We start from the raw sequence: 24,428 nt of genomic DNA, 5'->3' as shown, positions 1-24,428 counted from the left end.
CCATGACCAGCCTGAGACAACAGCAAGTGCCCTTTATTGGCTGTGCCCTGAGCGACTTGACCGACCTGCCCCGGGTCGGCTTTCGCGGGGCTGACAGCGCCGACTACCTGCGCGGCCGCGGCTTCGAACTGCCGACCAGCCCGAACCGCGCCGTCACCCAGCCTGACGGCAGCCTGGTGGCACGGCTGTCACAGACCGAATACCTGCTGATCGCCAGCCACCTGCAAGACGAACGCATCGCCGACGAAGAAGCACGCTGGGAGATGGACCATCAAGCCAACTACCTGCTGCCGCGCCAGGACAGCCACGGCTGTTTCCAGCTCAGTGGGGAGCACCTGAGCGCGATCATGGCCAAGCTTTGCGGCGTCGACCTGAGTGCCGAAGCTTTCGGGTTTGGCGCCGTGGCGCAAACCTCGGCGGCGCGTATCAACGTCATCGTGATCAATTCGGGCAGTGCGCAGCAGCCGGCTTTGCACATCCTGTTTGACCGGCCCTCGAAAGCCTATTTCCACGAGGCGCTGGTGGATGCGATGCAGGAGTTTATTGGGGGGTAAAAAGGCCTGCAGGAGCTGCCGCCCCGTCTTCGACGCCGCGCTGTCGCGCAGCAAACAGGCCACCAAATATCTTCAGCATCCCCCAATCGGTTCCCTCTCCTTCGGGAGAGGGCTAGGGTGAGGGGGCTCTTAGATCAAGATCAACATATCGCGAGGCAAGCTCGCTCCTACCGTTGGGTGACGCTTTTCAATGCAGCGAAGCCGCTTCCAGAATCAGGTCCGCACCGCGCTCTGCCACGGCCATGACCGCGCCCTGGATGTTGCCGGAGACCATTGACGGAATCACCGAAGCATCGACCACGCGCAACCCCGTCATGCCCCGCACCCGCAGGGACGAGTCGACCACGGCATCGGCATCTTCGCCCATGCGGCAGGTGGCGATGGGGTGATAGATTGTCTGGCCGTTGCGTTGGGCAAACTCAAGCCATTGTTCATCGGTCTGCACGTCAATACCCGGTCCGGTTTCCAGCTCGACAAAGGCTTGCATGGCAGGCCGCTGCATGATCCGCCGGGCGATTTTCATGCCCTCGATCAGGCTTTGGCGGTCTTCTTCGACGCTCAAGAAGTTTGGCCGAATGGCCGGCATAATCTGGGGGTCGGCTGACTGGATATGGATGCTGCCCTTGGACTTTGGCCGCAACTGGCTAACCCCGATGGTCATGCCCGGGTGCTTGTCGAGAATCCGCTCGGCCGCGTTGGCGTAGCTGGCGTGCACCACAAAGTACTGCACGTCCGGGGTTGGCATCTGCGCCTGGCTTTTGACAAACCCGTGCACCAGCCCGGTACCCAGGGTCAGAATCCCGGTGTGCTGGGTGAAGTACTCGAACACCGCCATGCCCAAACGCCAGCCACGGGCCATTTGGTTGAGGGTGATCGCGTTTTTGAGTTTCCAGTTCAGGCGGGTGGCAAAGTGATCGATGTAGTTTTCACCGACCCCGTCCAGCCGGTGCTTGACCGCGATGCCGACTTTTTCGAGGACATCCGGGCGACCGATCCCGGACAACTCAAGGATCTGTGGCGACTGGATCGCCCCGGCACAGAGGATCACGTCCTGTAACGCGTTGACAGTGATTTCCCGGCCATTCTGGCGGTAAGTGATGCCCGTGCAGCGATTGCCCTTGAGCTCCAGGCGCAACACATGGGCATGGGTTTCAATGGTCAGGTTGGGCCTGCGCCGGGCCGGATTCAGGTAACCGTCAACCACGCTCCAGCGCCGCCCTTTGTGCTGGACCACCTGGTAGTAGCCGAAACCGGTCTGCTGATCATTGTTGTAGTCACTGTTGAACGGCTGATTGTCTTGCTTGGCCGCCAGCATGAACGCATCGGCAATGGGATAGCGCTCAGACACCTGGCTGAGGTGCATCGGGCCATCATGACCGCGGCGATGATCGCCCAGCGGGTAGTTTTCGATTTTCTTGAAGTATGGTTTGAGGGTGGTGAAGTTCCAGCCCTTGGCGCCAGCGGCCTCCCAGGCGTCGTAATCACCCGGCTGACCGCGCACGTAGATCATGCCGTTGATCAAGGTCGAGCCGCCGAGGCCTTTGCCGCGCGGCACGGCAATTTCGCGGCCTTGGGTGTTCTCTTCGGCCTGGGTCTTGAAACGCCAGTTATAGCGTTTGTCGACCAGCAGTTTGCTGAAGCCTGCCGGAATCGGAATCCAGAAACCCTTGGGTTCACCCCCGGCTTCCAGCACCAGGACACGGTACTTGCCGGAGGCAGTCAAACGGTTGGCGAGAATGCAGCCTGCGGTGCCGCCGCCGACGATGATGTAATCAAACGCACTCATGACAGGACTCTTTCTTGCTCGACGACATCGCTGCTGCCATCAACTCAATCTGACAGAGCAGCATAGGCAGCCCTTCGTGGATCCGGCAGCCAACTTTTTGCGCCGCCGCCAATAATGGGGTGATGACAGGTTTCATGATGATCTCGGCAACCACTTGATCGGCCGTGAGCAGCGTGACGTCACACGGCAGCGGGTCGCCCTCCTTAAGCCCCAGTGACGTACCGTTGACCACCAGGTCGTAGCCTGAAGGGTCGGAGGTTCCGACCGTGACTTGCAGATCAGGAAACGCCTTGGCGAGACGGTCAACCAGCGACGTGGCTTTCTCGCGACTGCGGTTGGCGATGGTCAGCCAGCCAATCCCGGAGGCTGCCAGGGCAAAAGCGATGGCATTGGCCGCACCGCCTGCGCCCGCCAGGTACACCGCGCGGCCTTCAAGTTCGATGCCCGCCTGGCGCAAGCCGCTGACAAAGCCTTCGCCATCGAGAATTTCACCGTGCAATTTGCCGTCGCAGGTACGGGTCACAACGTTCACCGCACCCACCAGGCGCGCGGCCTCGGAAACGCTGTCGCACAGATCAACAATGGCGGTTTTGTGTGGCACCGTGACGATAAAACCGTCAAGGCTCTTGATACCGCGCAGGCCGTTGACTACCCGTTCAAGGTCGGACGGCGACACATGAAACGGCACGAGCACCTGGTCCAGCCCCATCGAGGAAAACAGCCGGTTCATGGCCTGCGGGGTCTGCACGTGGTGGATCGGGTCGGCAAGGATGGCGAACACCCGTGTGGTGCCGCTTATTTGAGTGATGTCAGTCATTGCTTCAGGCCAGGGTGTAGGCGGTTTTTACGCCTGTATAGAATTCACGGGCATAGCTGCCCTGCTCTCGTGTGCCGTAACTGGAGGCCTTTCGGCCGCCAAACGGGGCGTGATAGTCGACGCCTGCGGTGGCCACATTGACCATCACCATGCCCGCGCCGGAACGCTGCTTGAAGTCAGCGGCGTATTTCAGCGAGGTGGTGCAGATGCCTGAGGACAAGCCGAAATCAGTGTCGTTGGCCAACTCAACGGCCTGCTCGTAATCCTTGACCCGAATCACGCTGGCCACCGGACCAAAGACTTCTTCGCGGTTGATGCGCATGTCGTTGGTGGTCTCGGTAATCAGCGCCGGGGACAAGTAAAAGCCCGGTGTTGCGCGTTCCAGCCGTTCGCCGCCAAAGACCAGATTGCCGCCTTCACTGCACGCAATGTCGATGTACTCGCAGTCCTGCTTGAGTTGCGCCTGGGACACCACCGGGCCCATGTCGCAGCCGTCGGCCAGCGCATGGTCGACCCGCAGCCCGGCGAGCCGTTGTTTCACGGCCTCGACAAAGCGGTCGTGGATGCCGTCTTGCACGATCAAGCGGCTGGAAGCGGTACAGCGCTGGCCGGTCGAGAAATACGAACCGGACACCGCGACTTCCACGGCTTGCTGCAAATCGGCGTCATCCAGAATCACCAGCGGGTTTTTACCGCCCATTTCCAATTGCACCTTGGCGCCCCTTTCCATGCAGGCCACGCCCACCTGGCGGCCGGTGAAGGTTGAGCCGGTAAAGGTCACCGCGCGCACTTTGCGCGAATGGGCCAAGACGTCACCCACTTTCGAACCCGGCCCCATGACCAGGTTAAACACACCGGCCGGCAGCGCCCCGGCCCGCACAATGATTTCGGCCAGCGCCCAGGCACTGCCCGGCACCAGATCTGCGGGTTTGAAGACCACGGTATTGCCGAACGCCAATGCGGGGGCGATCTTCCACGCAGGGATCGCCATGGGGAAGTTCCACGGCGTGATGATCCCGATCACCCCTTCAGGCTCACGGCGTACATCGACCTCGACGCCAGGGCGAATGGAAGGCAAACGCTCACCTGACATTCGCAAGGCTTCACCGGCGAAAAATTTGAACACGCGCCCGGCCCGCACCACTTCCCCGACGCCTTCGCCGAGGGTTTTCCCTTCTTCACGGGCCAGCAAACGCCCGAGTTCTTCGCGACGCGCGAGGACCTCGCTGCCGATACGGTCCAGCGCGTCACTGCGTTGTTCTGCGGTAAATTTTGCCCATGCGGCCTGCGCATCAAACGCTGCTTCAACCGCCGCTTGCGCCTGCGTGGTATCAGCCCGCGCATACTCGCCGATTACATCGTTGGTGTCTGACGGATTGATGTTCAGGTTCACATCAACGCCGCTAACCCACTCTCCGCCTATATAGTTTTTATTCACGCGTAGTGCTCCAGCGAGGGAATAAACACGTTCCAGGTTCACTATGAACATGCGGCCTTGAGGACAGCCGAACGCCTTGACCATGACGCAGGGCGCCAGCTTTTAGGGGGCGAAATACCCTGGAAAGTGCAGTCAATCGCTACTAAGAAGGTGATGGCAAAAACATACGCTGAAGGCCGGACAGCGTCTATGAATTGGCTATGACGGGGGTTCATACCCGCTGTGCCAGGACGGCACAGGGCTATTGGTTTGCTGCCACCGTCTTCGACGCCGCGCTGTCGCGCAACAAACAGGCCAGCGAATATCTTCAGCATCCCCCAATCGGTTCCCTCTCCTTCGGGAGAGGCGTGGTGAGGGGGCACTTAGATCAAGATCAAAAGATCGAGAGGCAAGCTCGCTCCTACAGAAGCCTGTTTACGGTTAACCCGGATACCGGGTTTCCATGACCACGGACAAGGCGTCCGGGCGCCAGAATTCCTGGTCAAACTCAACCGGCTGGCCGACTTCACCAAAGTTCAGGCGTTCGAGGTACAAGCTGCTGGAACCGACACTGAGTTGCAGCAGCTCGGCCTGATGCTCGTCCACGGTGCCGGTGTGCATGGCCAGTTCGCAGCGCGACTGGACACGGCCAAAACGCTCTCTCAGCACCGTGGTCAGAGAGGTGTTGAGGTCGGCATCAAGTAACCCCGGGCACCAACTGGCGACCAGTGCGTTGAATTCCAGAAGCACCGGACGCCGATCTACCCAGCGCCGCCGTTGCAAATAAAACACCGGTTCGTCAGCCGATGCCAAGCCCATCCGCCGTGCCAGCCAACTGCCCGCCGGGCGCAGTTCGGCGTGCAGGCATTCGGTTAATGGCGTACGCCCTTGGGCGGCAACGTAGTCCATAAAGCCGGTGATGCGGGTCGGGTCGTAGCGAATGCGTTGGGGGCTGACGAACCAGCCCCGGCGGTTTTCCCGGTACACCACCCCTTCGGCTTCGAGCTGCTGCAACGCTTGGCGCAATGTCACGCGGGTGCAGCCAAAACGCTCGGCCATCTCACGTTCGGACGGAAATTTGTGGTCAGCCTGGGGCGTCCCGCTGGCGACGTCAGCGGCAATTTCGTCACGAATACGCAAGTAATGAGGAGACACAGGATCAAATGGCATTGGCACATCCACGGGCTTGGGTCTGCGCTTCCTGGCTCAGCAGGTCACGCTTCCAGCTACGGTAGCCATAGAACGCCAACAGCACAAACCCGGCATACAGGCCTGCCGTCAGTTGCAGGTCTTTGCTCAAGTACATGCCCACGTAGACAACGTCCAGGGCTATCCATAACGCCCAGCTGGCCACGTATTTTCGGGCCGCCCAGACGCTGGCGACCAGGCTGAACGCGGTCAATGAAGCGTCCAGCCACGGCACAGCGGCATCGGTAAAACTGGACATCAGGCCGCCTAGCAACACGGTGCCGATGACACCGGCAATCGCGCCCAGTACGGCATCGCGTAATGGCAGCCGCGCCACGTGCACTTTGCCGTGATCCAGCCCGCCCTGGCTCCAGCGCCACCAGCCGTAACCTTGCAGAAAGGCAAAGATGATTTGCAGCAAGGTGTCGGAATACAACTTGGCGTCGAAAAAAATCCACGCATACAACAACACGGCCACGACACTGACCGGCCAGCACCAGCGGATGCGCTGGGTGGTTAGCCAGACCCCGAGGACATTGATCAGCACGGCGACGATTTCCAGATTTGACATTCTTGCGCCCTCAATAAAGTGGTGCAGCACGCAGGGGTGCTGCCCGAATCAGAAGTTCACCGTGGCGGACAAACGCGCGGTTCGCGGCGCACCCTGGAATACGTAGTCGTCGCCCATGTAGGCACCCACGTCACGCCAGTAGCGTTTGTCGAACAGGTTGTCGACCGTCAGGCGAAACACCGTGTCGTAGCCTTCGATGCGGGTGCTGTAGCGGCTGCCGACATCGAACACGGTGTAACCGGCGGCTTTGACGCTACCCTGCTGATTGGCATATTTGCTGGCGCTGTATTGCCCACCGCCCAGCAAGGCTAACCCTGGCACCCCCGGGATGCTGTAGTCAGCGTGCAGGCTGGCGCGCAGCTTCGGGACGTTGATGGCTTGATGCCCGTCATAGGCGTCGGTGCCGCTGTCGCTGACCCGGGCGCGGATGGCGGCAACACTGGCGGCGATTTGCAGGTTAGTGCTCACGTAGCCATTGGCCGATAACTCGATCCCGGTGTTTTTCTGCTTGCCCTGCTGCACGAAGGTGAAGCTGCCGTCGCCGTTGGGCTTGTTGTACTGGTAGTCCTGGCTGATCTGGAACAGCGCGGCAGTCAGGCTCAGGTTTTGCCAGTCGTGCTTGACCCCCAGCTCGATTTGGCGCGAGGTGGTGGGCGCGAGGATTTCACTGGCATTGGTGCTGAACCAGGCCGCCTGGCCGCCCAGTGACAAACCCTTGCTGTAGCTGAGGTACACCGAGGTATCCAGCCATGGCTTGTAGATCAAAGCCGCTTGCGGCAAAAACTCCGAGCGTTGGGTATGTCGATTGGTCGACCCGTCGCTGTCATAGGCTTTTTCGTCGAGGTGAATCTGCCGCCCGCCGAGCACGGTTTGCCACTGCTCGTTGAAACTGATGCGGTCGGTCACGAACACGCCGTATTGGCGGCTGTCGAGATGGCGGTAAGTGTGGCCCGGGGTGCCGTCATACGGCTCCAGTGGTTCAGGGGTGGTGCCAATCGTGCCAGAACCGATCATCTGGTTGAACTCAGGGCGGCTGTCGAGCACCCGGCGAAATGCGCTGCTGCCCACCGTCAGTTCATGCTTGAGCGAACCGGTGTCGAACTGGCCGCTGAGTGCCAGTTGCGCCTCATCATTGCGCCGCGTGTCATCGGGGTTGCGGTAGTCATAAATGTCGTAGTTGCCTTCTGGGCTGAAGGTGTTCGGCACGGCGGCGTCGGCGCAACTGGCCGAGCCATAGCAGCCCCAGGCGAAGGTGCTGTAGTCATCAATCACCACCCGGCTGCGCGAAGCGCTGAAGCTGGCTTTCCAGTTCTCGTTGAAGCGGTACTCGTACAAGCCGTCCATGTTCAGCGAGTTGATGGTCACCGGCTTCGACCAGCTTTGATAAGCCAGCAGATCGTGAGGGTTGACGTGATGAGGCAGCTCAGTGCCGCCCAGCAACTGATAACCCGGCACCGAGCGCTGTTGACGGCGCTGGTACTCGGCATTCAATTGCAACGTGCTGTTGGGGTCGATGTTCCAGTCCAGCGCCAGCGAGGCAAAATCGCGCTTGCCGTCGGCATGGTCGACATAGGAATGGATGTCTTCATGGGCCAGGTTGGTGCGGATACCCACCTGCTGCTCGCTGCCGAACCAGCCACCCAAATCAGTCGCCAGATAACTGCCGCCCTGATCGGTGGTCGATACCGTCACCGAGTGCACATTTTCCGGGCGTTTGGTCACGTAGTTAACAAGGCCGCCAGGCTCGGACACGCCACTTTGCAGGCCCGCCAGGCCTTTCAGCACTTCGACCTGCTGCTTGTTTTCCAGGCCGACGTTTTGCTCGCCGGTGATGGTACGGCCATTGATCTTGTAACTGCTGGCCGAATTCAAAGAGAAGCCGCGCACATCAAAGTTTTCGTAATAACCAATCGGCGCATAGCTTTCGCCCACGGAGGCGTCATTGCGCAGCACTTCGCTGAGCAGGCGCGCTTGCTGATCCTTGATCTGCTGATCGGTGATCACGCTGATTGCTGCGGGCGTGTCGAGCAGCGGCGCCGAGTCAAAGCCGCCGACCGAGGCGGAGGTGGCCTGATAACCGCTGTCGTGCTCGCCGACTACGGTTACGGCATCCAGTTGAACGCTATTGGATGAAGCCGCCGGGCTGTCGGCCCATGCCCCGGCGGGCAGCAAGGTCGTACCCACGCCACAGGCCATCAACATGCCTGCGCGTAACAGATTTGGCGAAAACCGAGGGAGGGATAACTCGGCAGTTCGATACAACATGACCATGAAAGCTCCTTAACGGGCACCGCCGTCACCGGCGCTATTTGCCAGGCACGGTGCCGCAAACGCGCCAGAACTGCAAAGCCCCGGTACTACTTGGATTGATTGGCCAGTGCCCGAAGGCCCGTGGACGTCAGGCCGGAGCTGCTCCGGTGGTCATTGGCAAGCGCGGGTCGGCGGTCCATTCCTGGAGGGAACCGTCGTAGATATAGACGTCGCAGCGACCGACTAATGTAAGGGCCAGGGCCTGCGCGGCGGCAGAAATACCGCCGCCGCAGTACACCACCACGGGTGCCGTGGCCTGCAACAGCGGCGCCAGCACCTCACGCAAAGCATGGGGTTCGAGGTAGCGACCGTGGTCATCGAACACACTGCGGGCTGGCACATTGAGGCTGCCCGGAATATGCCCGCGACGGGCATAACGGGTCACGGCGCTGCCCTCGAACAAACCGGCAGACAAGGCGCAGACCAGGGTCGCGGAGCGCTCCCCGGCGAGCACGGCCTCAACGCCTGCACGGTCGATCCACAAGCCTTCGACAAAGGCTGGCAGCCACTGGCTTGGCTGCGACACCTGCGCCCCGCTCTGCTCGGGCAAACCAGCGCGCTGCCAGGCCCTGAAACCGCCGTCCAGCACCTGGCTGTACAGGCCGACACTGCGCAGCATCCACCACAGCCGCGCCGCCCAGAATCCGTCATTACGGTCGTAGATCACCACCCGCCTTTGCGGGCTGATGCCCAGTTGCGTCAAGCCGTCCGCCAACTGCGCAATGCCCGGCAAGGCAAAACTGAACGACGCTTGCTGATCTGCCAGAGCGCCGTACAAGTCGGCATGCAACGCCCCCGGAATGTGTGCCTGCAGCCAGCCATCGCGACCGCTGCGCACTTGATAGTCGCCATCAAAACGCGGTGCAGGCAGTTCAACCGTGGCGTCAATGATCAACAGATCCGGGTCGTTCAACGCCGCATGCAGGGCCTGCGGGCTGATCAACGGGCTGTTCGCGGCGTCGCTCATGGTTGCTCACCCTCTTCGGCGCGGGCGGCCAAATCGTGCAGATGGGCCAGCAGGCGTTGACCTTCTGCGCCGTTAAACCAGCGCGTGTGGCCGATCAAGTAAGCCTCGTAAGCCACCGTGGCATTGGCCTCGGAACCGACGATGCCCTGGTAATAGGCGACTTCTGACAACGCAAAATCGGTGTGCACCAACGGCAGCAAGGCCGCCAGGGTCAGCAAGTCCTGGGCCGACAAGGGCCGTACGCTGTGGTAGCCCTGCAAGATAGCGTCGACGGACTCCAGCGAGGCGGCAGCGCTGCCGCCGATGTCCAGGTCCAGCCAGGGAATGCTGTTGCGCTCCACAGCCGTGGCCAGATCGAACAAGGCAAAGGTCTGATCGGCCAAACCAAAATCCAGCACGCTGCTGACCTGGCTGTCTGGCTGCGTGGTATCCCAGAGCAAATTGGAGGCATGCCAGTCGTTGTGGGTCCACAAGGGCTGTTGCGTAGCGAGCAACGGATACAACTGCTGATGAAAAGGCAGGTGCAGGCTTTGCAGGTCAGCACGCCAATCGCGCTGGCTCAAGTACGCCGCCAATGCCGGATCATTCACGCAGGCCGCTTCAATGGCCGCAATCGGGTCGGGTTGGCTGAACAGACGGAAGTTGGCCAACAGCACCGGCGCCTGACGCGGCGGCGCAGTAAAACCGCTGGCAGCGTCATGCAAACGGGCCAGGCTCTGCCCGGCTGCCCAGGCATGTTGATACGCCTGAAACGGCGTCCACGACAGCGCCTCACGATAGAGGTCTTGCCCGGCAGCGATCTGGTGCACTTCATACGTCCACTCGCCAAAGGCAATGGCCGTATCGCCCTCAGCACTGCTCAGCACCTGGGCCACCGGCGCGCCGTTGCCACGCAGATGGGCCATAAAGCGATGCTCTTCGCGCAACCACTCCGGCTCACGCACCGAGCGGTGATGACGTTTGACAAACAGCGGCTGCTCACTGGTGGTGATCAGGCAGGCCGCCGAAAAAGGACGCGGGCTGTGCCAGTTGACTTCACGCAGGCTGCCGACCGCCGGGTAATGACTGAGCAGTTGCTCAATCGCCGCATCGTCAATCGCTGGCCAGTCGGCTTGTACCGGCTCCAGCCCCACGCCATGGGCACTGCTGCGCGCGTCTGCCATCAGAGCGTCTCCGGCAGGTAGGCATTGGTGGTTGCACCACGCCAGGCATCCGCGTCGTTCAGCACCTGATGCTCATGCAGCCACTGGGCATAAGGTTGCAGCAGGCTTTCACGCTGCTCACCCCAACGGCCCTGGTGCAGCCAGGTCGGGGCGATGTGCTGCAAAGACTGCGCGAGCAGTTCACGGGGGAAATACGGTGTGGCGAGTTCGTAAGCCTGCAACGCGCTCAGCGGGTCTTGCGCGGCGGCCAGATAACCGCGAGCGGTGACGGCCAGGAAGGCGCGGGTCAATTCAGGGTCCGCGGCCAGGGTGTCTTCGTGAGCGCCGAGCAAATAGCTGTGATACGCCGGGGCACCGATGTCATCCACCGGCCACACCACGCGACGCTCTTCGGCAACCGGGCTGGCCATCAACGCTTCCCAGGCCCAGTAACCGCCAAAACTGGCATCGGCGGCACCGGCGGCCAACTCTTCGGGGCGCAGTTCGCGCACGCCGCTGTCGACGATGATGACCGCATCCGGATCGCCGCCATCGGCTGCCACCAGGTGACGCACCATGGCCAGACCGCGTGGGGTCGGGTTCAACGCCAGGCGGCGCCCGGCCAGATCACGGGGCCGGGTAATGCCCGAATCGGTGAGGGTTTGAATCGACTCCAGGCCGCGATGGTTGATCGCCGCAATGCCGCGCAATGGCTGGCCCAAGGCGCGACGCACCAACAAGCGGTTGCTGGGGAACAGACCGAAGTGCACGGCTTTGCCAAGCAAGTGATCCAGCGTGTCGCCACGCCATGGGTCATGCACCACCAGTTCGACGTCCAGACCGGCGTCGCTGTACCAACCCTTTTCACGGGCCAGATAAAGCCCGGCTGAGTTCGGCCAGGGGTGGAAATATTCGAGCATTACGCGTACGCCAATCATTACCGCGCTCCTGCCCTGCCACTCAACGGTGAAGGGCGCTGTTTTTTGAGTAGGCGATTTATAAAGGTGAAATCTGGTCTATACCAATATCGTTTTTTGCTATGGATATAGCTGTTTTGGTGTCGTGCTGCGATGGATGCGCGGGATCAAGATCAAAAGATCGCGAGGCAAGCTCGCTCTTATCAAAAATAAAATAACTTATGGACTCCTAAGGCCCTGTAGGAGCGAGCTTGCTCGCGATCTTTTGATCTTGATCTAACAGCCCCCTCACCCTAGCCCTCTCCCGAAGGAGAGGGCACCGATTGGGGGATGCTGAAGATATTCGATGGCCTGTTTGATGTGCGGCAGCGCGGCGTCGAACACGGGGCGGCAGCTCGGGGGGTTGAGGCGCGCCTGGTACTCATACAGGCGCTCGACCCGGCAGCGGTGACTCGCGCAGCAGGTCTATGACGATGCGAACCCGAGCGGTCATCGCCGGGGACGCTGGCCATACCGCATGAATCGGCAAACCCGGTGCCTGATACGCTTGCAACAACGCCACCAAGGCACCCGTCTTGATCTGTGCATCGACCAACCAACCGGGCAACTGTGCCACTCCGTGGCCGTTGAGAGCCGCAGCTGCAACGGCTTCCATATCCCCCAGACGCAATCGCGCAGGTAGTTGCAACAGGCTCGTGCGGCCCGGCAAGCCGCTAAAATGCCAGCCCTCGACACGCCCGTTGCGCAGCGTTCCGATGCAGGCATGGCTGGCCAGGTCTGCGGGAGATTGCGGCTGACCATGCGCCTGCAAATAGGCCGGTGACGCACATACCACCAGGCTTTGGCTGCCTATATGTCTGGCCGCCAAGGTGGTGCTGTCTTCCAGCGTGCCAATGCGAACCGCCAGGTCGTAACCCTCTTCGGCAAAGTCCACCGCGCGGCTGGAGAAGACCATTTCAAGTTCAAGTGCCGGGTACTGCGCTGCCAATTTCAAGAGCAACGGCGCAATCCAGTAGCGCCCCAGCAAGACCGGAACAGCCACGCGCAATCGCCCGGAAGGCACGCGACGACGCTCACTTAAAGAGGACTGCGCGCGCTGTAATTCCTCCAGCGCCAGCACGCAGCTGTCATAAAACGCCAGCCCTTCATCCGTCAGCGACAGGCTGCGGGTGGTGCGGTGCAGCAGTCGCGCGTCCAGCCGTTGCTCAAGACGCGACACCGCTTTGCCAATGCCCGAAGGTGTCTGCCCCAATTGGCGGGCAGCGCCACTGAAACTGCCGGTTTGCACAGCCGCGACGAACGCTTGAATACCGGTCAATCCTTCTACTGAAACCATGGCTGAGGCCTTTTCTATTTGAGACTTCTAGTCCTGAGAGCTTGGTATTTATAGCTGAACTGCGGATTAAACCTCACAGATAAAATACGCAAATTACTTTTGCACGAGTCTTGTCTGCCATGTCTTCTGCTATCAAAACCCACAGCCGCTGGCTGGCGTTGGGGGGCATTTCCATTGCCAGCTTTCTGGGCTGTATCGACTTCACCATCGTCAACACCGCGATACCGGCGATTCAAACCGAGTTGAATGCGAGCATCGATCAAAGCCAATGGGTGGTGACGATGTTTGTCATGGCGCTCTGTTCATTCATGGTCGCAGCCGGGAGGCTGGCGGATCTGTATGGCCGCCGTGGCGCGCTGTATACCGGCATGCTGGTATTTGCCCTGGCGTCATTGGGTGCTGGCTTGTCGACTTCAATCGGCATGCTGATTGCCTGGCGCTTTGTGCAAGGGCTGTCCTGCGCCGTGCTCTACACCACCTCGGCCAGCCTGGTGGCCGATGCGTTCGCGCCCCGGCAGCGCGGCATGGCCCTGGGGCTTCTGTTTGCCGCCAATGGCCTGGGGCTGGCAGCGGGCCCGGTTGCCGGCGGGTTACTGGTGGCGGCATGGGGCTGGCGCTCGGTGTTTTTGCTCAATGTGCCCTTGATCGTGCTCGCCTTTGCGCTGTGTCTGGGGCAGTTGCAAGCCTCGCGCCCACCTGCAACGACGCAAAAGCTCGACATACCCGGCTTGCTCCTGCTCATGCTGGGCATCCCCGGCCTGCTGCTGTTGATCAGCCATGCCGGTGAATGGGGCTGGGGGTCTGTTCAGACGCTGCTGCTGGCGGGGGGCACGGCGGTGCTGCTGGCCCTGTTTATTCGCATCGAGCTAAGGGCTGAACAACCGTTGGTAAACCTCGGGATTTTTACTAACCGGCGCTTTATAGCGGCCAGTATTGCGACGTTTTGCCTGGCGTTTTTTTACTGCGCGGCGTTTTTTCTCATGCCGTTGTATCTAGGTTTTATCCGCGGGCAGGACAACGCGGGCATTGGCTGGATGCTCCTGCCGACTACCTTGGTGATGGCTGCAGTATCCCCGCTCGCCGGACGACTGGTTGATCGCTACACCACCACGCCGGTGTTGATTGCGGGCCTGCTGTTTCTGGCGCTGTCGGCGCTGATTCAGTCGCGTTTTACCCTGAACAGTGATCTGTCCACGGTGTTGCTGGCATTTGCCAGTATGGGCATCGGTTGGGGATGCATGCTCGGCCCTTCGACCATGGCGGCCTTGTCTTCGGTGCCAGAGCAACTGGGCGCAGTCGCGATGGGCACGTCATGGACCTTGCATAACCTGGGCGGCGCGCTGGGCGTGACGATTGCCACGGCGCTGTATACCTCGGCCACATCGTCCGCAGATGTGTGGACACAGACGGTTTTTTTGTCGGGTTTTCAGGCGGCGATGGGCTTGCTGGTCGGTGTTTCACTAGCAGGAGGGCTGGCAGTGCTGGCCTTGAGCCGTCGACCGGACATGACTGCGCCAGCGCAGACGCGGTCTGGTGAGTAGAACACTCACTCCAGCTGCTGCTTGATTGCCTGCAAAACGATGCGTGACAAGCGCTCAACAGCCACGGATCTTTCCGCCTGCTGATAGCGCAAGGTCAAGGCGATGCTCGGCAGTTCCGGCAATCCGAGGGGCTGCTCATCGAGCACGCAGGTGCCGGCTTGCAAGCCCAGGCGGGTTCTGATGGTGTAGCCCAGACCTGCCTGGGTGGCGGCTGCCAGGCCGGGCAAACTGGAGCTGGTGAACGCCACGCGCCAGTCGATGCCTTGACGGCTCAGCGCCTCGGTGCCCGCCGTGTGGAACGGGCAAGGGGTGTCAAACATGATCAGCGGCAGAGGCTCCGCTGAATGGGCTCTCCAGGCGAGCGACTGCTGTTCGGAGCCGATCCAGCGCATGGGCAAACGGGCGATGGTTTCACTGCGCCGGGCGACCTCGCCCCACACCACTGCCATGTCCAGCGCACCGGACTCCAGGCGGCTGAGCAAATCGGCATTGCGGGCAATTTGCGCCTCGACCCGAACCTGCGGATGGGCACGGGTAAATTGCCCCAGCACCGAGGGCAGAAAACCGCTCAAATCTTCTTGCAGGCCGAATCGCACCCAACCTTGCAGGGACGCCTCTGAAACCGCAAACAGCGCTTCGTCATTCAGGCTCAGCAAGCGCCGCGCATAGTCCAGCAATTGCTCGCCCGCCTGAGTCAACTCAAGCCCCCTGCCCGCCTTGCGCAGCAACGGCGCACCCACTTGGGCCTCGAGCTTTTTCATCTGGGCGCTGATGGCCGATGTCGAGCGCGCCAGCTTGTCCGCCGCTGCCGCAAAGCTGCCGGACTCAACCCCGCAGACAAAGCTGCGCAACACATCAAGGTCGAAACTGACTGGCCGCATAATCATCCTGCTTTTCGGGATTATTTTAAAAATTAATTGATTTTGCGCACGATCATGGCATGGGACGCTGGCCGCTCACAAGTCACCCAACGGGAGAGCGTCAATGCCACTCAATCAACAACATCGCTGGAAAGTACTGGCTGCGGGAGTTGGCGCGAACGTCAGTTTTTCCTGCGTGGTCGGCGGTGTACCGGCCACGGCGGTGTATCTGCGCAGCAGCTATCAGTTGTCGAACAGTGAACTGGGGCTGGCACTGGGTATTCTCGGGCTCGGCATTGCCGTGAGTGAAATCCCCTGGGGTTTGCTGACCGACCGCTGGGGCGACCGCCCTGTGCTGCTGACAGGCTTGTTGAGCGCTGCACTGTCCTTACTCTTGCTCGCGGCTTTTGCCGGGCATGCCCCCACCGCGCTGGGATTGTGTCTTGGGCTGTTCGCCACCGGCGTGTTGGGCAGCAGCGTCAACGGCGCCAGTGGTCGGGCGATCATGCTGTGGTTTCAGGAGCGCGAACGCGGGCTGGCCATGAGCATTCGGCAAACCGCCGTGCCCAGTGGTTACGCATTGGGCGCAATCGTTTTACCCTGGCTCGCCCACACCTATGGGTTCAGCGCGGTATTTGCAGCTGCCGCAGTGTTGTGCCTGCTGTGCAGCGGCCTGGTCTGGTGCTGGATTCATGAGCCAGAAATCGCCCAGGCCAAGCCTGCGCTCCAGCGTGTCAGCCCGCTGCGGGACCTGAACGTATGGCGCGCCGTGCTCGCCATCAGCCTGCTCTGCGCACCGCAATTCACTCTGGTGACCTATGCCGTGGTGTTCTTCCACGATGGCGTCGGCCTGAGCGTGGCGACGGCTTCGTTGGCGCTGGCGGTGATCCAGGCGGGGGCCATTGTCGGCCGTTTGTGGAGCGGCCACTGGACCGATCAACGCAATAACCGCCCGACCTTTCTAAAAGCCTGCGCCTTGTTCAGCGCCGCAGCGTTCCTGGGGCTGAGCATCGCCAGCGGCGTACTGCCAGTCCCTTCTTCATTGGCCAGCGTTGTGCTGCCCGTCGTGTTGATCGTTGCCGGTACGCTGGTGTCGATCTGGCACGGTGTGGCCTACGCCGAACTGGCCACCCTTGCCGGGGCCCAACGCTCAGGCACCGCCATCGCCATGGGCAACAGCGGCGCCTTCCTCGGTTTGTTCCTCGCGCCCCTCGTTGCGTCTGCCGCCGTGAGCCAGTGGGGATGGGGAGCGCTTTGGGCACTCTGCGCCGTGTGCGCGCTGGTGGCGGCCTTGTTATTTGCCGTTCAAAACCGGTAGCAGCACTTTCACTTCGAGCCCGCCGTCAGGGCGATTGCAGAGGGTTAGTGTGCCGCCCTGCCCCAACACAATCGCTCTGGCGGCCGACAAGCCCAAGCCCACGCCGCCGGTGTTTTTATTGCGCGAACCTTCAAGGCGAAAGAACGGTGCGAACACCTGTTCCTGGCTCTCAGGTGCAATCCCCGGGCCTCGGTCAAGTACCAGCAGGGTCACCTGCTGGTCGTCTGCGCTCAGTTCAATCGTCGGTTCTTGAGCGTATTTGACGGCGTTGTCCAGCAGGTTGCCCACCACCCGCTTGATGCCCATGGGCCGACCAAAAAAGACCAGATGCTGCGGGCTGCTGATCGCGATGTCGATGGACTGATCGCGGTAGTCGTCCGTCAGGGTTCGCAGCAGTTCTGCCAGATCAAATGAAGTCGCCTGCTCAAGGCGGGCGTCGTCGCGAAAGAACTCCAGGCTGGCATTGATCATGGCCTGCATCTCGTCGACGTCGCGAAACAGCCGCTGCTGTTGCTCGGGGTCTTCGATGAACTCGCCGCGCAGACGCATGCGTGTCAGCGGCGTGCGCAAGTCATGGGAAATGGCCGCCAGCATTTGCGTACGGTCGTTGATGAAATGCTGCAATTGCCCCTGCATGGCATTGAACGCAACGATCACCTGGCGGATTTCTATGGGCCCGACCGGCTCAATCGGCGGAGCGCCAAAGTCTGCACCGAAACGCCGGGCACCTTCGGCAAAATGGCGCAACGGTTTGGCCAGATGACGCGTCGCAATCAGCGCGACCAGCACGGTAGAGATCAGCACCAGGACGATCAGGATCAAGTTGCGCTGCCACTCCCCCAACCCCCAACTGCGCGCTGCTGCGCTGAACATCAACCAGGAGCCATCTGACAACTGCACGACCAAGGCGTAATAGCCGTGTCCCTGCGGCCAATCATCGGGGTTGTAGACCTCCAGTTGCTGTTCAGGCTTGCCCAACAGTTGCCTGCCCTCGGGCGTGACGGTTCGACGCAGATCATCATGGAGCACTGGCAAGTGCATTTCTTGATGCGTGGCGTGCCAACTGACGGTGGACTTGGCGTTACTCGCCGTGGCGGCCAGATGCGCACGCAACTCAGGGGGCGAGGCTTCGATCATATGAGTGGTTAACGCGGTACGTTCGAGCAAGCCTATTTCGCTCAAGGGCGGGTAAGCCCAAACACCTGCCAGTTGGGTAAACAGGGCATTGAAGGCCAGCGCTGTGAGCATGGCGGCAAGCGTGGTCAGGGCGATCCAGCGCGTGAGGGTGTCGTGCCTGCGCAGGCTCCAGCCTGACAACCAGCGCTTCACTTACGAACCACGCCGAGTGTGAACAGGTAGCCGACGTTGCGTACCGTACGAATCATCTCTACCCCGTTGCTGTCGAACTCCAGCTTGCGCCGCAAGCGGCTGACCTGAACGTCGATGCTGCGATCAAACGCTTCGTGGGCAGGGCCACGGGCCAGGTCCAGCAACACTTCACGGGTCAAAATGCGCTGCGGGTGCTCCAGAAAAACCAGCAGCAAATCAAACTCGCCTGCCGACAGCGGGATCATTACTTGCTGCGGAGAGCGTAACTCGCGGCGCGTGAGGTCCAGTTGCCAATTGGCAAAAACAAGGATTGGCCGCGGCACTTCGCCGGTCACCGGCTGGCTGTCGGCCGCCCGGCGCAGCACCGCACGCACCCGGGCCAGAAGCTCGCGGGCGTCAAAAGGTTTGCTCAGGTAATCGTCGGCCCCCATTTCCAGGCCAACCACCCGGTCACTCAGCTCGCCCATGGCGGTCAGCATGATAACGGGCGTGGAATACTGCTGGCGCAGGCGTTGGCACAGGGCCAGACCATTTTCTCCGGGCAACATCAAGTCAAGAATGATCAAGTCGGGTGGCTGGATCGCTACGGCCGCCCACAGCGCCGCGCCATCGATGGCGACCTGCACCGAATAGCCGTGCTGCTCAAAGAATTTTTTCAGTAGTGCAAGGACCTCAAGGTCATCGTCTACGATCAACAGACTGCTCACCGGCGCATCACTTAAGTTCTGTAAGAATTCATATCTAAAACTATTCAGCGCGCCCCGTCATATATTTCAACGTGGCAACAAAGCAGACATACACGCGCAAAACGCGGGTGCGAGCATCGACCTCCCGCGATCGAGAAGGTGTGCCATGTCTGCTGATAATTCGCCCATGCTGCTGGAGCAACGCCTGGTAAAAAGTGACACCGCCACCCTGCAATGCAGTGAAACCAGCCTGTGCCTGTCGGATGATCGGGATGAAATCGTGCTCACTCGCTACATTGAGCATTACAGCCTCGACGACGTGCACTGGGTTGAGCGCACTCATCGGGTGCCGGTAAGCGCACTGCTCAAATGGATGATGTCGCAGGGTGAAGCGCTGACCGTAAGTCAGGGTCAGGACGGGGGCTAGCCCTCGTCTGGCGGCGCCGAGCGTGACTCCAGGTCGATAGCCTCTGGCCAGTGCACTTTGGGCGCGAGGCGGCGGGCGAGGTTGAAGCGTATTTTTTCGTTGTTCCAGTCACGGGGCGGGCGCGGGAACGACGGCAGCGCTCGCGGGCCTTGCTGCATAAAGAGCTGGGCCATGGCCCAGTACATTTCACCTTGCTGCAGCTCATGGGCGAAATGAAAGCGATCAATCACCTTGCGGGTGCCAGGCTCCAGAACGGCCAGAGTGACCGTCTCAATCAGACCACCGCTCCCCATCGCGCCATAAATGCTGCAGGCCTCGGCGTGCAGATTGTCCCAGTCATACACTTCAGGGTGTGCCCCCCAGGCGCTGCGGCTGAAGGGTTTGAGGCCGTTGTGACGGAAGCGGTAGACATAGACCTTGCCTCGGGCGCGGTTGAAGCGGATGGGTTCGTCGCGTGGGGCTGAAGTGTCCATTCGCCAGATGTAGATACCCGACCATAGAGCGACAGCAAAAGCTATTAATAAGAGGATGCTTGGAACTAGAGGCGGTGTGCTTTCAAGTTTGAATATGTCTGAGATCAAAAAGATTGGTGCGATGGTTGAGAGTAAGAAAAAAAAAGGAGCAATACATACACCAACTCCACGCATCCTCATCGTGGCGCGCGCCAACTCAAGGTACACATCATCAACATGATTGGGTGGATTAGTGAGTACTGGCGGGTAAGGCTCTATGGATGGAGGCTCGTTTGGCCCAGGTAAATCACGCTTCCAGCCCGGAGCCGGTTTATCGAGTAGAGGTGTTTTAAATAGCATAAGTACGTTCCAGTTCTCAGTGAGCAGGCAGCCACAGGGCGAACGAAATATGAGGGTTAGCCGTGCATCGACGGCGCCGAGCGTGACTCCAGGTCGATAGCCTCTGGCCAGTGCACTTTGGGCGCGAGACGGCGGGCGAGGTTGAAGCGTATTTTTTCGTTGTTCCAGTCACGGGGCGGGCGCGGGAACGAGGGCAGCGCTTGCGGGCCTTGCTGCATAAAGAGCTGGGCCATGGCCCAGTACATTTCACCTTGCTGGATATCGTGGGCGAAGTGAAAACGGTCGACTACCTTATGAGTACCGGGCTCCAGTACTGCCAGCGTGACTGTCTGGGTCGAGCCGCCGCTGCCCATGGCGCCATAAATGCTGCAGGCTTCGGCGTGCAGATTGTCCCAGTCATACACTTCAGGGCGTGCCCCCCAGGCGCTGCGGCTGAAGGGCTTGAGGCCGTTGTGACGGAAGCGGTAGACATAGACCTTGCGTCGGGCGCGGTTGAAACGGATGGGCTCGTCGCGTGGGGCTTCAGTGTCCATTTTCCAGAAGTACATGCCCGCCCATAGGGCTGTAATACACCCGCACAGGCCAACTAAGACTAGAGATAGCGAAGGCGCTCTATGTTGTGTGACTGCATACACAATCAGAATGGCCGGGAAAGCTATGGACAGCAGGAAATTAAAAGGAGCTAGCCAAACGCCTACCCCACGCATCCTCATCGTGGCGCGCGCCAACTCAAGGTACACATCGTCAATATGATTGGGTGGATTAGTAAGTACTGGCGGGTAAGGCTCTATGGATGGAGGCTCGTTGGGACCCGGTAAATCACGCTTCCAACCCGGAGCCGGTTTATCGAGTAGAGGTGTTTTTAATAGCATAAGTACGTTCCAGTTCGGAGTGAGCAGGCAGCCACAGGGCGAACGAAATATGAGGGTTAACCGTGCATCGACGGCGCCGAGCGTGACTCCAGGTCGATAGCCTCTGGCCAGTGCACTTTGGGCGCGAGGCGGCGGGCGAGGTTGAAGCGTTTTTTTTCGTTGTTCCAGTCACGGGGCGGACGCGGGAACAAGGGCAGCGCTTGCGGGCCTTGCTGCATAAAAAGCTGGGCCATGGCCCAGTACATTTCACCTTGCTGCAGTTCATGGGCGAAATGAAAGCGATCAATCACCTTGCGGGTGCCGGGCTCCAGCACAGCCAAGGTGACCGTTTCGATCAGTCCGCCGCTGCCCATGGCTCCATAAATACTGCAGGCCTCGGCGTGCAGATTGTCCCAGTCAAACACTTCGGGGCGTGCTCCCCAAGCGCTACGGCTGAAGGGCTTGAGGCCGTTATGACGGAAGCGGTAGACATAGACCTTGCCTCGGGCGCGGTTGAAACGGATGGGTTCGTCGCGAGGGGCTGAGGTGTCCATTCTCCAGATGTAAATACCTAGCCATAGAGGTGCAATGGAGGCGAACAAAAGAGCCACACTGATGGCAAGTGAGGGGAAGGAAGCTCCGCTTGCGATAGAGTCGATCCACGTAGCCGGGGGGATCAATGAAATCAAAAGAAGAAAAGGAGCTAACCAAGCACCAGCGCCCCGAGTTCTTACCGTGGCGCGGGCCAACTCAAGGTACACATCGTCAATATGATTGGGTGGATTAGTGAGTACTGGCGGGTAAGGCTCTATGGATGGAGGCTCGTTTGGCCCCGGTAAATCTCGCTTCCAGCCCGGAGCCGGTTTATCGAGTAAAGGCGTTTTAAATAACATGTGTACTTTCCAGTTCAGGTAAGTGCCATCTACCTCTTCGATCTTTCGAGGAGGTGCCAGCAGTAAATGGTCAAGTTCAGTGTTAATGGTTTTCAGCAAAGTTTGCCGTAGGACAGATACGCAATAAGCGCACTAACAGCAGACAGGCCATGTGGTTTACTGGTGATCCATTAAGGTGAGTTCCGCATAGGCATCGAGAATGTCGCGATTTGGCCAGTAGGTCAGGGACAAAGTGGCCGCTTCGATGTTGTGTCGACGGCTATCGGGCAGCAGCTCAATCGCGCCTTTGATGTCTTTTATTTGCAGCGTGCGGGCATCGGCGGACGTAACTGTCCGAATATTCAGGGTGGGTGTGGTGCTGCTGGCCTGGTAATCCGGTTTTTTTGGCAGTTTGGGTGCGGCCAGTGCTGTTTGACGCTTGCTCGCCGGCGTCGCCAGTTCGGGCGGGTTCAAATTGCCTTGCGCCACGACTTCACCGCCCAAGTGCTGATCGGCCGCACCATCGCCGTGGCGATGGACCGTAAGTGACCAGCGATACGCCGAACGCTCGGCATCGAAGAGCGGCAGGACTAGGCGATATTCCAATTGTCGCCTGAGGATTGCCGAGCTCTTGCCCATGTTGCCGGGTGAGTCGGTTTCGACGAGTCGCAAGCTGAAGTTGACGCCCGCCTGAATACCCATGGTCGCGGCGTTGAGTTCGGCAACGGCTTGGGCGGCATGTTCAGGTTTGTTCCAATGAATGGGTGGTGTTTCATTGTGATAACCGAAGTAGCAGCGGCGGGCCCAGCGCTCGAGAGGTGTTGATTCCTGCCCTTCGGCCCATTTGAGGAATGCGTATCCGGACAGGCTGAGCAGTATCGCCACCCCAAGTGGACCAAGCAGCGCGCTAGAACCTACAGCAGCCCAAATACCAGCCACAGCACCGGCTCCTGAGACCACTGCAGCGGCGCGGTATAGATTTGAAGCGGATGTATCCCCCCCCTTCAAACTACGACTAGCAGCAAACCCCGCTTGAGTCGCATCATAAAGACCCGACACAGCACTGATACTGCCCCCAACCCTTATAACAATGTTGCCAGCGTGTGCCGTCGCTTTGGCGGCTGCGGATGCCCGGGCAGATAATCCGCCGATCTTTTGCGCCTGCTCCGCTCCTTTTTCCAGTGCAATGCCCACAATCTCAACCCCGCCACCCAACACCCCCAAACTACTCCCGTACAGCGCCAACCTGGCCTCATCGGATTTATCCCCAATGGCCTTTTCCGCTTCTTCAATGTTCTTCTTCAATGAGTCGCTGGCAAAGTAGAGGCCGCCAATGGCCAGCAGCAGTTCGCTGCTGGTGGCGACACCGCGCAGCCCGGTAAAGCCGGTGCGCACCCAGTGCGCCGCTTGTTGGGTTGATACTTTGAGGCCTTGCAGCAGCTTGCGCGTTTGCGGGTCGAGGGTGCCCAAACCGACGGTGACGTTCACCAGCAAGGCGTGTGCGCTTCGGCCCAGATGATCCACGCCCAGGTTGGCCTGGCGCATCAGGCTGTCTTGCAGTTCGGTGACTTTACCTTCGACCCAAACGCTGATGGTCACGGTATGGTCAGCTATTTTGGGGTGCAATACCGCCAGGCTGAGCAGGCCGTTCTGGATGATCGGGCGTACCTGTTTGCGCGCTTGGCGGGCCTCATGGTCGATCTCGCCCAGCTTGTCTTTCGCGCTGTCCCAGGTGCGGTCGATGGCATCAGCGGCTTTTTGTTGCAGGCTGCGCAGGTATTCGGATTGCAGGGCGTAGTACTGACCCAGAGTCATCGTCACTTTGAGCTGGGTCAGATGCACGCCGTTATAGAGCAGTTGTACGGCACTGTTAAGACGCGACACAACGCGCGCCACAGCCGGGCTGAGTGCCGGTTGCAAGCGGGCCGCCGCGCTGTTGAGAGCCCCCAGAAGTTGCGCCATGGCCAGTTGCAGATGAGGGCGAACAGAGTGTTTGAACTCGTCGCTGCCGATGAGTGCGACAATCGTGGAATAGAGCTTTTCAGTGTCGTTCCACTCACTCTCATCTGTCTCAGCGTTAAAGCTGGGCAGCAGGTCTGCCAACAGTTTTTTGTCACGGACTAAGAGGGCGCGATAGACCGGGCTTTGCGGATTTTTAAGCCAATCGCTCCACAGTGATGCCGTGGGGCCGGTGTCTGCAGGAGGGTTTTGGGTGTGTGAGTCTTTGTCTTGCGGGGGCGGCGCCTCGCTGATGCCGCCCTCCAGGCAGCGTGCCATGGTTTGACAGTAGGCCAGCCCTGACGGGCGATTGGCCCCGTCGTAGTCATGTTGCTCGATTCGTACAAACTGCTGTGAGCGGCAGGCGGCAACGTAGGCGTGTGCGCTCTGATCGATATAGCGCTGGTAGTTAGCCAACGCCTCTTCATAAAGTCGCTGAAACAGCGCGCGGGCTTGTTCGTCGTAACGCTCTTCCAGCGCCTCATCGGCGCTCAGGGTTCTTTGCCGTACGAGTCGTTCGCGTTGTACCTCGGGGCTGGAAAAGTCCGGTGGTCCATCGCCACTGACAGGATCAATCGCTGGCGGTGTCTGATTGTCAGCGGTTTCGCGGTTTACGACGCGGATAGCCAGTAACAACTGAGAAGTCTGGTATTTGTAGGCCCGCTCTGGCTCGCTCATCCACTGCTGTCGGGTCTCGATCCAGCCATTACGCAGGCCGTTGTATTCCTG

The 24,428-nt window shown here is 60.2% G+C and carries 21 protein-coding genes; 4 read left to right on the top strand and 17 right to left on the bottom strand.

The window, feature by feature from the left end:
- The first annotated feature begins 2 nt into the window (after positions 1 to 2).
- The gene (locus GHO32_RS11135) at positions 3 to 554 is read left to right on the top strand and encodes a sarcosine oxidase subunit gamma (protein WP_153335706.1); all 552 of its coding nucleotides are present in this window, start codon (positions 3 to 5) and stop codon (positions 552 to 554) included.
- Positions 555 to 741: 187 nt separating this feature from the next.
- Here GHO32_RS11135 and GHO32_RS11130 read toward each other — a convergent pair whose 3' ends face one another.
- From GHO32_RS11130 to GHO32_RS11085, 10 genes are all read right to left on the bottom strand, one after another.
- On the bottom strand, positions 742 to 2,340 hold the full coding sequence (locus GHO32_RS11130) for a GMC family oxidoreductase (RefSeq protein WP_153335707.1): 1,599 nt from the start codon (positions 2,338 to 2,340) through the stop codon (positions 742 to 744).
- Positions 2,327 to 3,157: a shikimate dehydrogenase gene (locus GHO32_RS11125; protein WP_153326407.1), complete on the bottom strand. Its 831-nt coding sequence runs from the start codon at positions 3,155 to 3,157 to the stop codon at positions 2,327 to 2,329. The genes GHO32_RS11130 and GHO32_RS11125 overlap by 14 nt, the downstream gene beginning before the upstream one ends.
- Before the next feature lie 4 nt (positions 3,158 to 3,161).
- Positions 3,162 to 4,646 carry an aldehyde dehydrogenase family protein gene (locus GHO32_RS11120; protein WP_153335708.1) on the bottom strand — a complete coding sequence of 495 codons (1,485 nt, stop codon included), beginning with the start codon at positions 4,644 to 4,646 and terminating at the stop codon, positions 3,162 to 3,164.
- Between the two features lie 369 nt (positions 4,647 to 5,015).
- Positions 5,016 to 5,744, bottom strand: coding sequence for a UTRA domain-containing protein (locus GHO32_RS11115; RefSeq protein ID WP_153335709.1), 729 nt, complete (start codon positions 5,742 to 5,744; stop codon positions 5,016 to 5,018).
- Positions 5,734 to 6,333, bottom strand: coding sequence for a nicotinamide riboside transporter PnuC (gene pnuC, locus GHO32_RS11110; RefSeq protein WP_048369167.1), 600 nt, complete (start codon positions 6,331 to 6,333; stop codon positions 5,734 to 5,736). The genes GHO32_RS11115 and pnuC overlap by 11 nt, the downstream gene beginning before the upstream one ends.
- Positions 6,334 to 6,381: 48 nt before the next feature.
- Positions 6,382 to 8,604 carry a TonB-dependent siderophore receptor gene (locus GHO32_RS11105; protein ID WP_153335710.1) on the bottom strand — a complete coding sequence of 741 codons (2,223 nt, stop codon included), beginning with the start codon at positions 8,602 to 8,604 and terminating at the stop codon, positions 6,382 to 6,384.
- Positions 8,605 to 8,731: 127 nt separating this feature from the next.
- Complete coding sequence (locus GHO32_RS11100; protein WP_153335711.1) at positions 8,732 to 9,610, bottom strand: sulfurtransferase; 879 nt, start codon at positions 9,608 to 9,610, stop codon at positions 8,732 to 8,734.
- Positions 9,607 to 10,773, bottom strand: coding sequence for a phosphotransferase enzyme family protein (locus tag GHO32_RS11095; RefSeq protein WP_153335712.1), 1,167 nt, complete (start codon positions 10,771 to 10,773; stop codon positions 9,607 to 9,609). Before GHO32_RS11095 ends, GHO32_RS11100 begins: the two co-directional genes overlap by 4 nt.
- A complete protein-coding gene (locus tag GHO32_RS11090) occupies positions 10,773 to 11,690 on the bottom strand; it encodes an ABC transporter substrate-binding protein (RefSeq protein ID WP_048387459.1) in 918 nt (305 codons plus the stop codon). The genes GHO32_RS11095 and GHO32_RS11090 overlap by 1 nt, the downstream gene beginning before the upstream one ends.
- 400 nt (positions 11,691 to 12,090) lie before the next feature.
- Positions 12,091 to 13,005 (bottom strand): LysR family transcriptional regulator, encoded by a 915-nt coding sequence (locus GHO32_RS11085; RefSeq protein ID WP_123749491.1) that lies wholly within the window; start codon positions 13,003 to 13,005, stop codon positions 12,091 to 12,093.
- Between the two features lie 119 nt (positions 13,006 to 13,124).
- Here GHO32_RS11085 and GHO32_RS11080 point away from each other — a divergent pair, with 119 nt between their 5' ends.
- Positions 13,125 to 14,546: an MFS transporter gene (locus GHO32_RS11080; RefSeq protein ID WP_153335713.1), complete on the top strand. Its 1,422-nt coding sequence runs from the start codon at positions 13,125 to 13,127 to the stop codon at positions 14,544 to 14,546.
- Positions 14,547 to 14,551: 5 nt separating this feature from the next.
- Here GHO32_RS11080 and GHO32_RS11075 read toward each other — a convergent pair whose 3' ends face one another.
- On the bottom strand, positions 14,552 to 15,427 hold the full coding sequence (locus GHO32_RS11075) for a LysR substrate-binding domain-containing protein (protein WP_153335714.1): 876 nt from the start codon (positions 15,425 to 15,427) through the stop codon (positions 14,552 to 14,554).
- A 103-nt stretch (positions 15,428 to 15,530) separates the two neighbouring features.
- Between GHO32_RS11075 and GHO32_RS11070 the strand changes: the two genes are divergently transcribed.
- Positions 15,531 to 16,724 carry an MFS transporter gene (locus tag GHO32_RS11070; protein WP_153335715.1) on the top strand — a complete coding sequence of 398 codons (1,194 nt, stop codon included), beginning with the start codon at positions 15,531 to 15,533 and terminating at the stop codon, positions 16,722 to 16,724.
- Here GHO32_RS11070 and GHO32_RS11065 read toward each other — a convergent pair.
- Together GHO32_RS11065 and GHO32_RS11060 are read right to left on the bottom strand one after the other, a co-directional pair.
- The gene (locus GHO32_RS11065; protein WP_153335720.1) at positions 16,701 to 17,972 is read right to left on the bottom strand and encodes a cell wall metabolism sensor histidine kinase WalK; all 1,272 of its coding nucleotides are present in this window, start codon (positions 17,970 to 17,972) and stop codon (positions 16,701 to 16,703) included. The two genes, GHO32_RS11070 and GHO32_RS11065, sit on opposite strands and share 24 nt — an antisense overlap.
- Positions 17,973 to 18,049: 77 nt before the next feature.
- Complete coding sequence (locus GHO32_RS11060; protein ID WP_123749495.1) at positions 18,050 to 18,760, bottom strand: response regulator; 711 nt, start codon at positions 18,758 to 18,760, stop codon at positions 18,050 to 18,052.
- A 145-nt stretch (positions 18,761 to 18,905) separates the two neighbouring features.
- Here GHO32_RS11060 and GHO32_RS11055 point away from each other — a divergent pair, with 145 nt between their 5' ends.
- Positions 18,906 to 19,166, top strand: a complete 261-nt coding sequence (locus tag GHO32_RS11055) for a hypothetical protein (protein WP_153335716.1) — start codon at positions 18,906 to 18,908, stop codon at positions 19,164 to 19,166.
- On the opposite strand, the gene GHO32_RS11050 is transcribed toward GHO32_RS11055, so the two are convergent.
- The 4 genes from GHO32_RS11050 to GHO32_RS26460 all read right to left on the bottom strand — a co-directional run.
- The gene (locus GHO32_RS11050; protein ID WP_371924570.1) at positions 19,163 to 19,813 is read right to left on the bottom strand and encodes a DUF6708 domain-containing protein; all 651 of its coding nucleotides are present in this window, start codon (positions 19,811 to 19,813) and stop codon (positions 19,163 to 19,165) included. The genes GHO32_RS11055 and GHO32_RS11050 overlap by 4 nt on opposite strands.
- A 221-nt stretch (positions 19,814 to 20,034) precedes the next feature.
- Entirely contained in the window at positions 20,035 to 20,685 is a 651-nt protein-coding gene (locus GHO32_RS11045; RefSeq protein ID WP_323368910.1) for a DUF6708 domain-containing protein, read from the bottom strand.
- Between the two features lie 221 nt (positions 20,686 to 20,906).
- Entirely contained in the window at positions 20,907 to 21,722 is an 816-nt protein-coding gene (locus GHO32_RS27195) for a DUF6708 domain-containing protein (RefSeq protein ID WP_368668451.1), read from the bottom strand.
- A gap of 156 nt (positions 21,723 to 21,878) precedes the next feature.
- On the bottom strand, positions 21,879 to 24,428 hold a 2,550-nt coding region (locus GHO32_RS26460), incomplete at its 5' end, for a T6SS effector BTH_I2691 family protein (protein ID WP_178113873.1).

The organism is Pseudomonas sp. FSL R10-2189 (assembly GCF_009600325.1).
In the GTDB taxonomy this organism is placed as follows: Bacteria; Pseudomonadota; Gammaproteobacteria; order Pseudomonadales; family Pseudomonadaceae; genus Aquipseudomonas; species Aquipseudomonas helleri.
The sequence above is the reverse complement of the archived record's forward strand: the minus strand, read 5'-3'. Positions and strand labels throughout refer to the sequence as shown.

Coding starts and splice junctions, on each gene's coding strand:
- GHO32_RS11070 (WP_153335715.1), top strand. CDS start 15,531: ATGCCACTCAATCAACAACATCGCTGGAAAGTACTGGCTGCGGGAGTT.
- GHO32_RS11090 (WP_048387459.1), bottom strand. CDS start 11,690: ATGATTGGCGTACGCGTAATGCTCGAATATTTCCACCCCTGGCCGAAC.
- GHO32_RS11100 (WP_153335711.1), bottom strand. CDS start 9,610: ATGAGCGACGCCGCGAACAGCCCGTTGATCAGCCCGCAGGCCCTGCAT.
- GHO32_RS11130 (WP_153335707.1), bottom strand. CDS start 2,340: ATGAGTGCGTTTGATTACATCATCGTCGGCGGCGGCACCGCAGGCTGC.
- GHO32_RS11120 (WP_153335708.1), bottom strand. CDS start 4,646: ATGTTCATAGTGAACCTGGAACGTGTTTATTCCCTCGCTGGAGCACTA.
- GHO32_RS11050 (WP_371924570.1), bottom strand. CDS start 19,813: ATGCGTGGAGTTGGTGTATGTATTGCTCCTTTTTTTTTCTTACTCTCA.
- GHO32_RS11045 (WP_323368910.1), bottom strand. CDS start 20,685: ATGCGTGGGGTAGGCGTTTGGCTAGCTCCTTTTAATTTCCTGCTGTCC.
- GHO32_RS11080 (WP_153335713.1), top strand. CDS start 13,125: ATGTCTTCTGCTATCAAAACCCACAGCCGCTGGCTGGCGTTGGGGGGC.
- GHO32_RS11125 (WP_153326407.1), bottom strand. CDS start 3,157: ATGACTGACATCACTCAAATAAGCGGCACCACACGGGTGTTCGCCATC.
- GHO32_RS11095 (WP_153335712.1), bottom strand. CDS start 10,773: ATGGCAGACGCGCGCAGCAGTGCCCATGGCGTGGGGCTGGAGCCGGTA.
- GHO32_RS11075 (WP_153335714.1), bottom strand. CDS start 15,427: ATGCGGCCAGTCAGTTTCGACCTTGATGTGTTGCGCAGCTTTGTCTGC.
- GHO32_RS11105 (WP_153335710.1), bottom strand. CDS start 8,604: ATGGTCATGTTGTATCGAACTGCCGAGTTATCCCTCCCTCGGTTTTCG.
- GHO32_RS11085 (WP_123749491.1), bottom strand. CDS start 13,005: ATGGTTTCAGTAGAAGGATTGACCGGTATTCAAGCGTTCGTCGCGGCT.
- GHO32_RS11135 (WP_153335706.1), top strand. CDS start 3: ATGACCAGCCTGAGACAACAGCAAGTGCCCTTTATTGGCTGTGCCCTG.
- GHO32_RS11065 (WP_153335720.1), bottom strand. CDS start 17,972: ATGCTCACAGCGCTGGCCTTCAATGCCCTGTTTACCCAACTGGCAGGT.
- pnuC (WP_048369167.1), bottom strand. CDS start 6,333: ATGTCAAATCTGGAAATCGTCGCCGTGCTGATCAATGTCCTCGGGGTC.
- GHO32_RS27195 (WP_368668451.1), bottom strand. CDS start 21,722: ATGTTATTTAAAACGCCTTTACTCGATAAACCGGCTCCGGGCTGGAAG.
- GHO32_RS11115 (WP_153335709.1), bottom strand. CDS start 5,744: ATGCCATTTGATCCTGTGTCTCCTCATTACTTGCGTATTCGTGACGAA.
- GHO32_RS11055 (WP_153335716.1), top strand. CDS start 18,906: ATGTCTGCTGATAATTCGCCCATGCTGCTGGAGCAACGCCTGGTAAAA.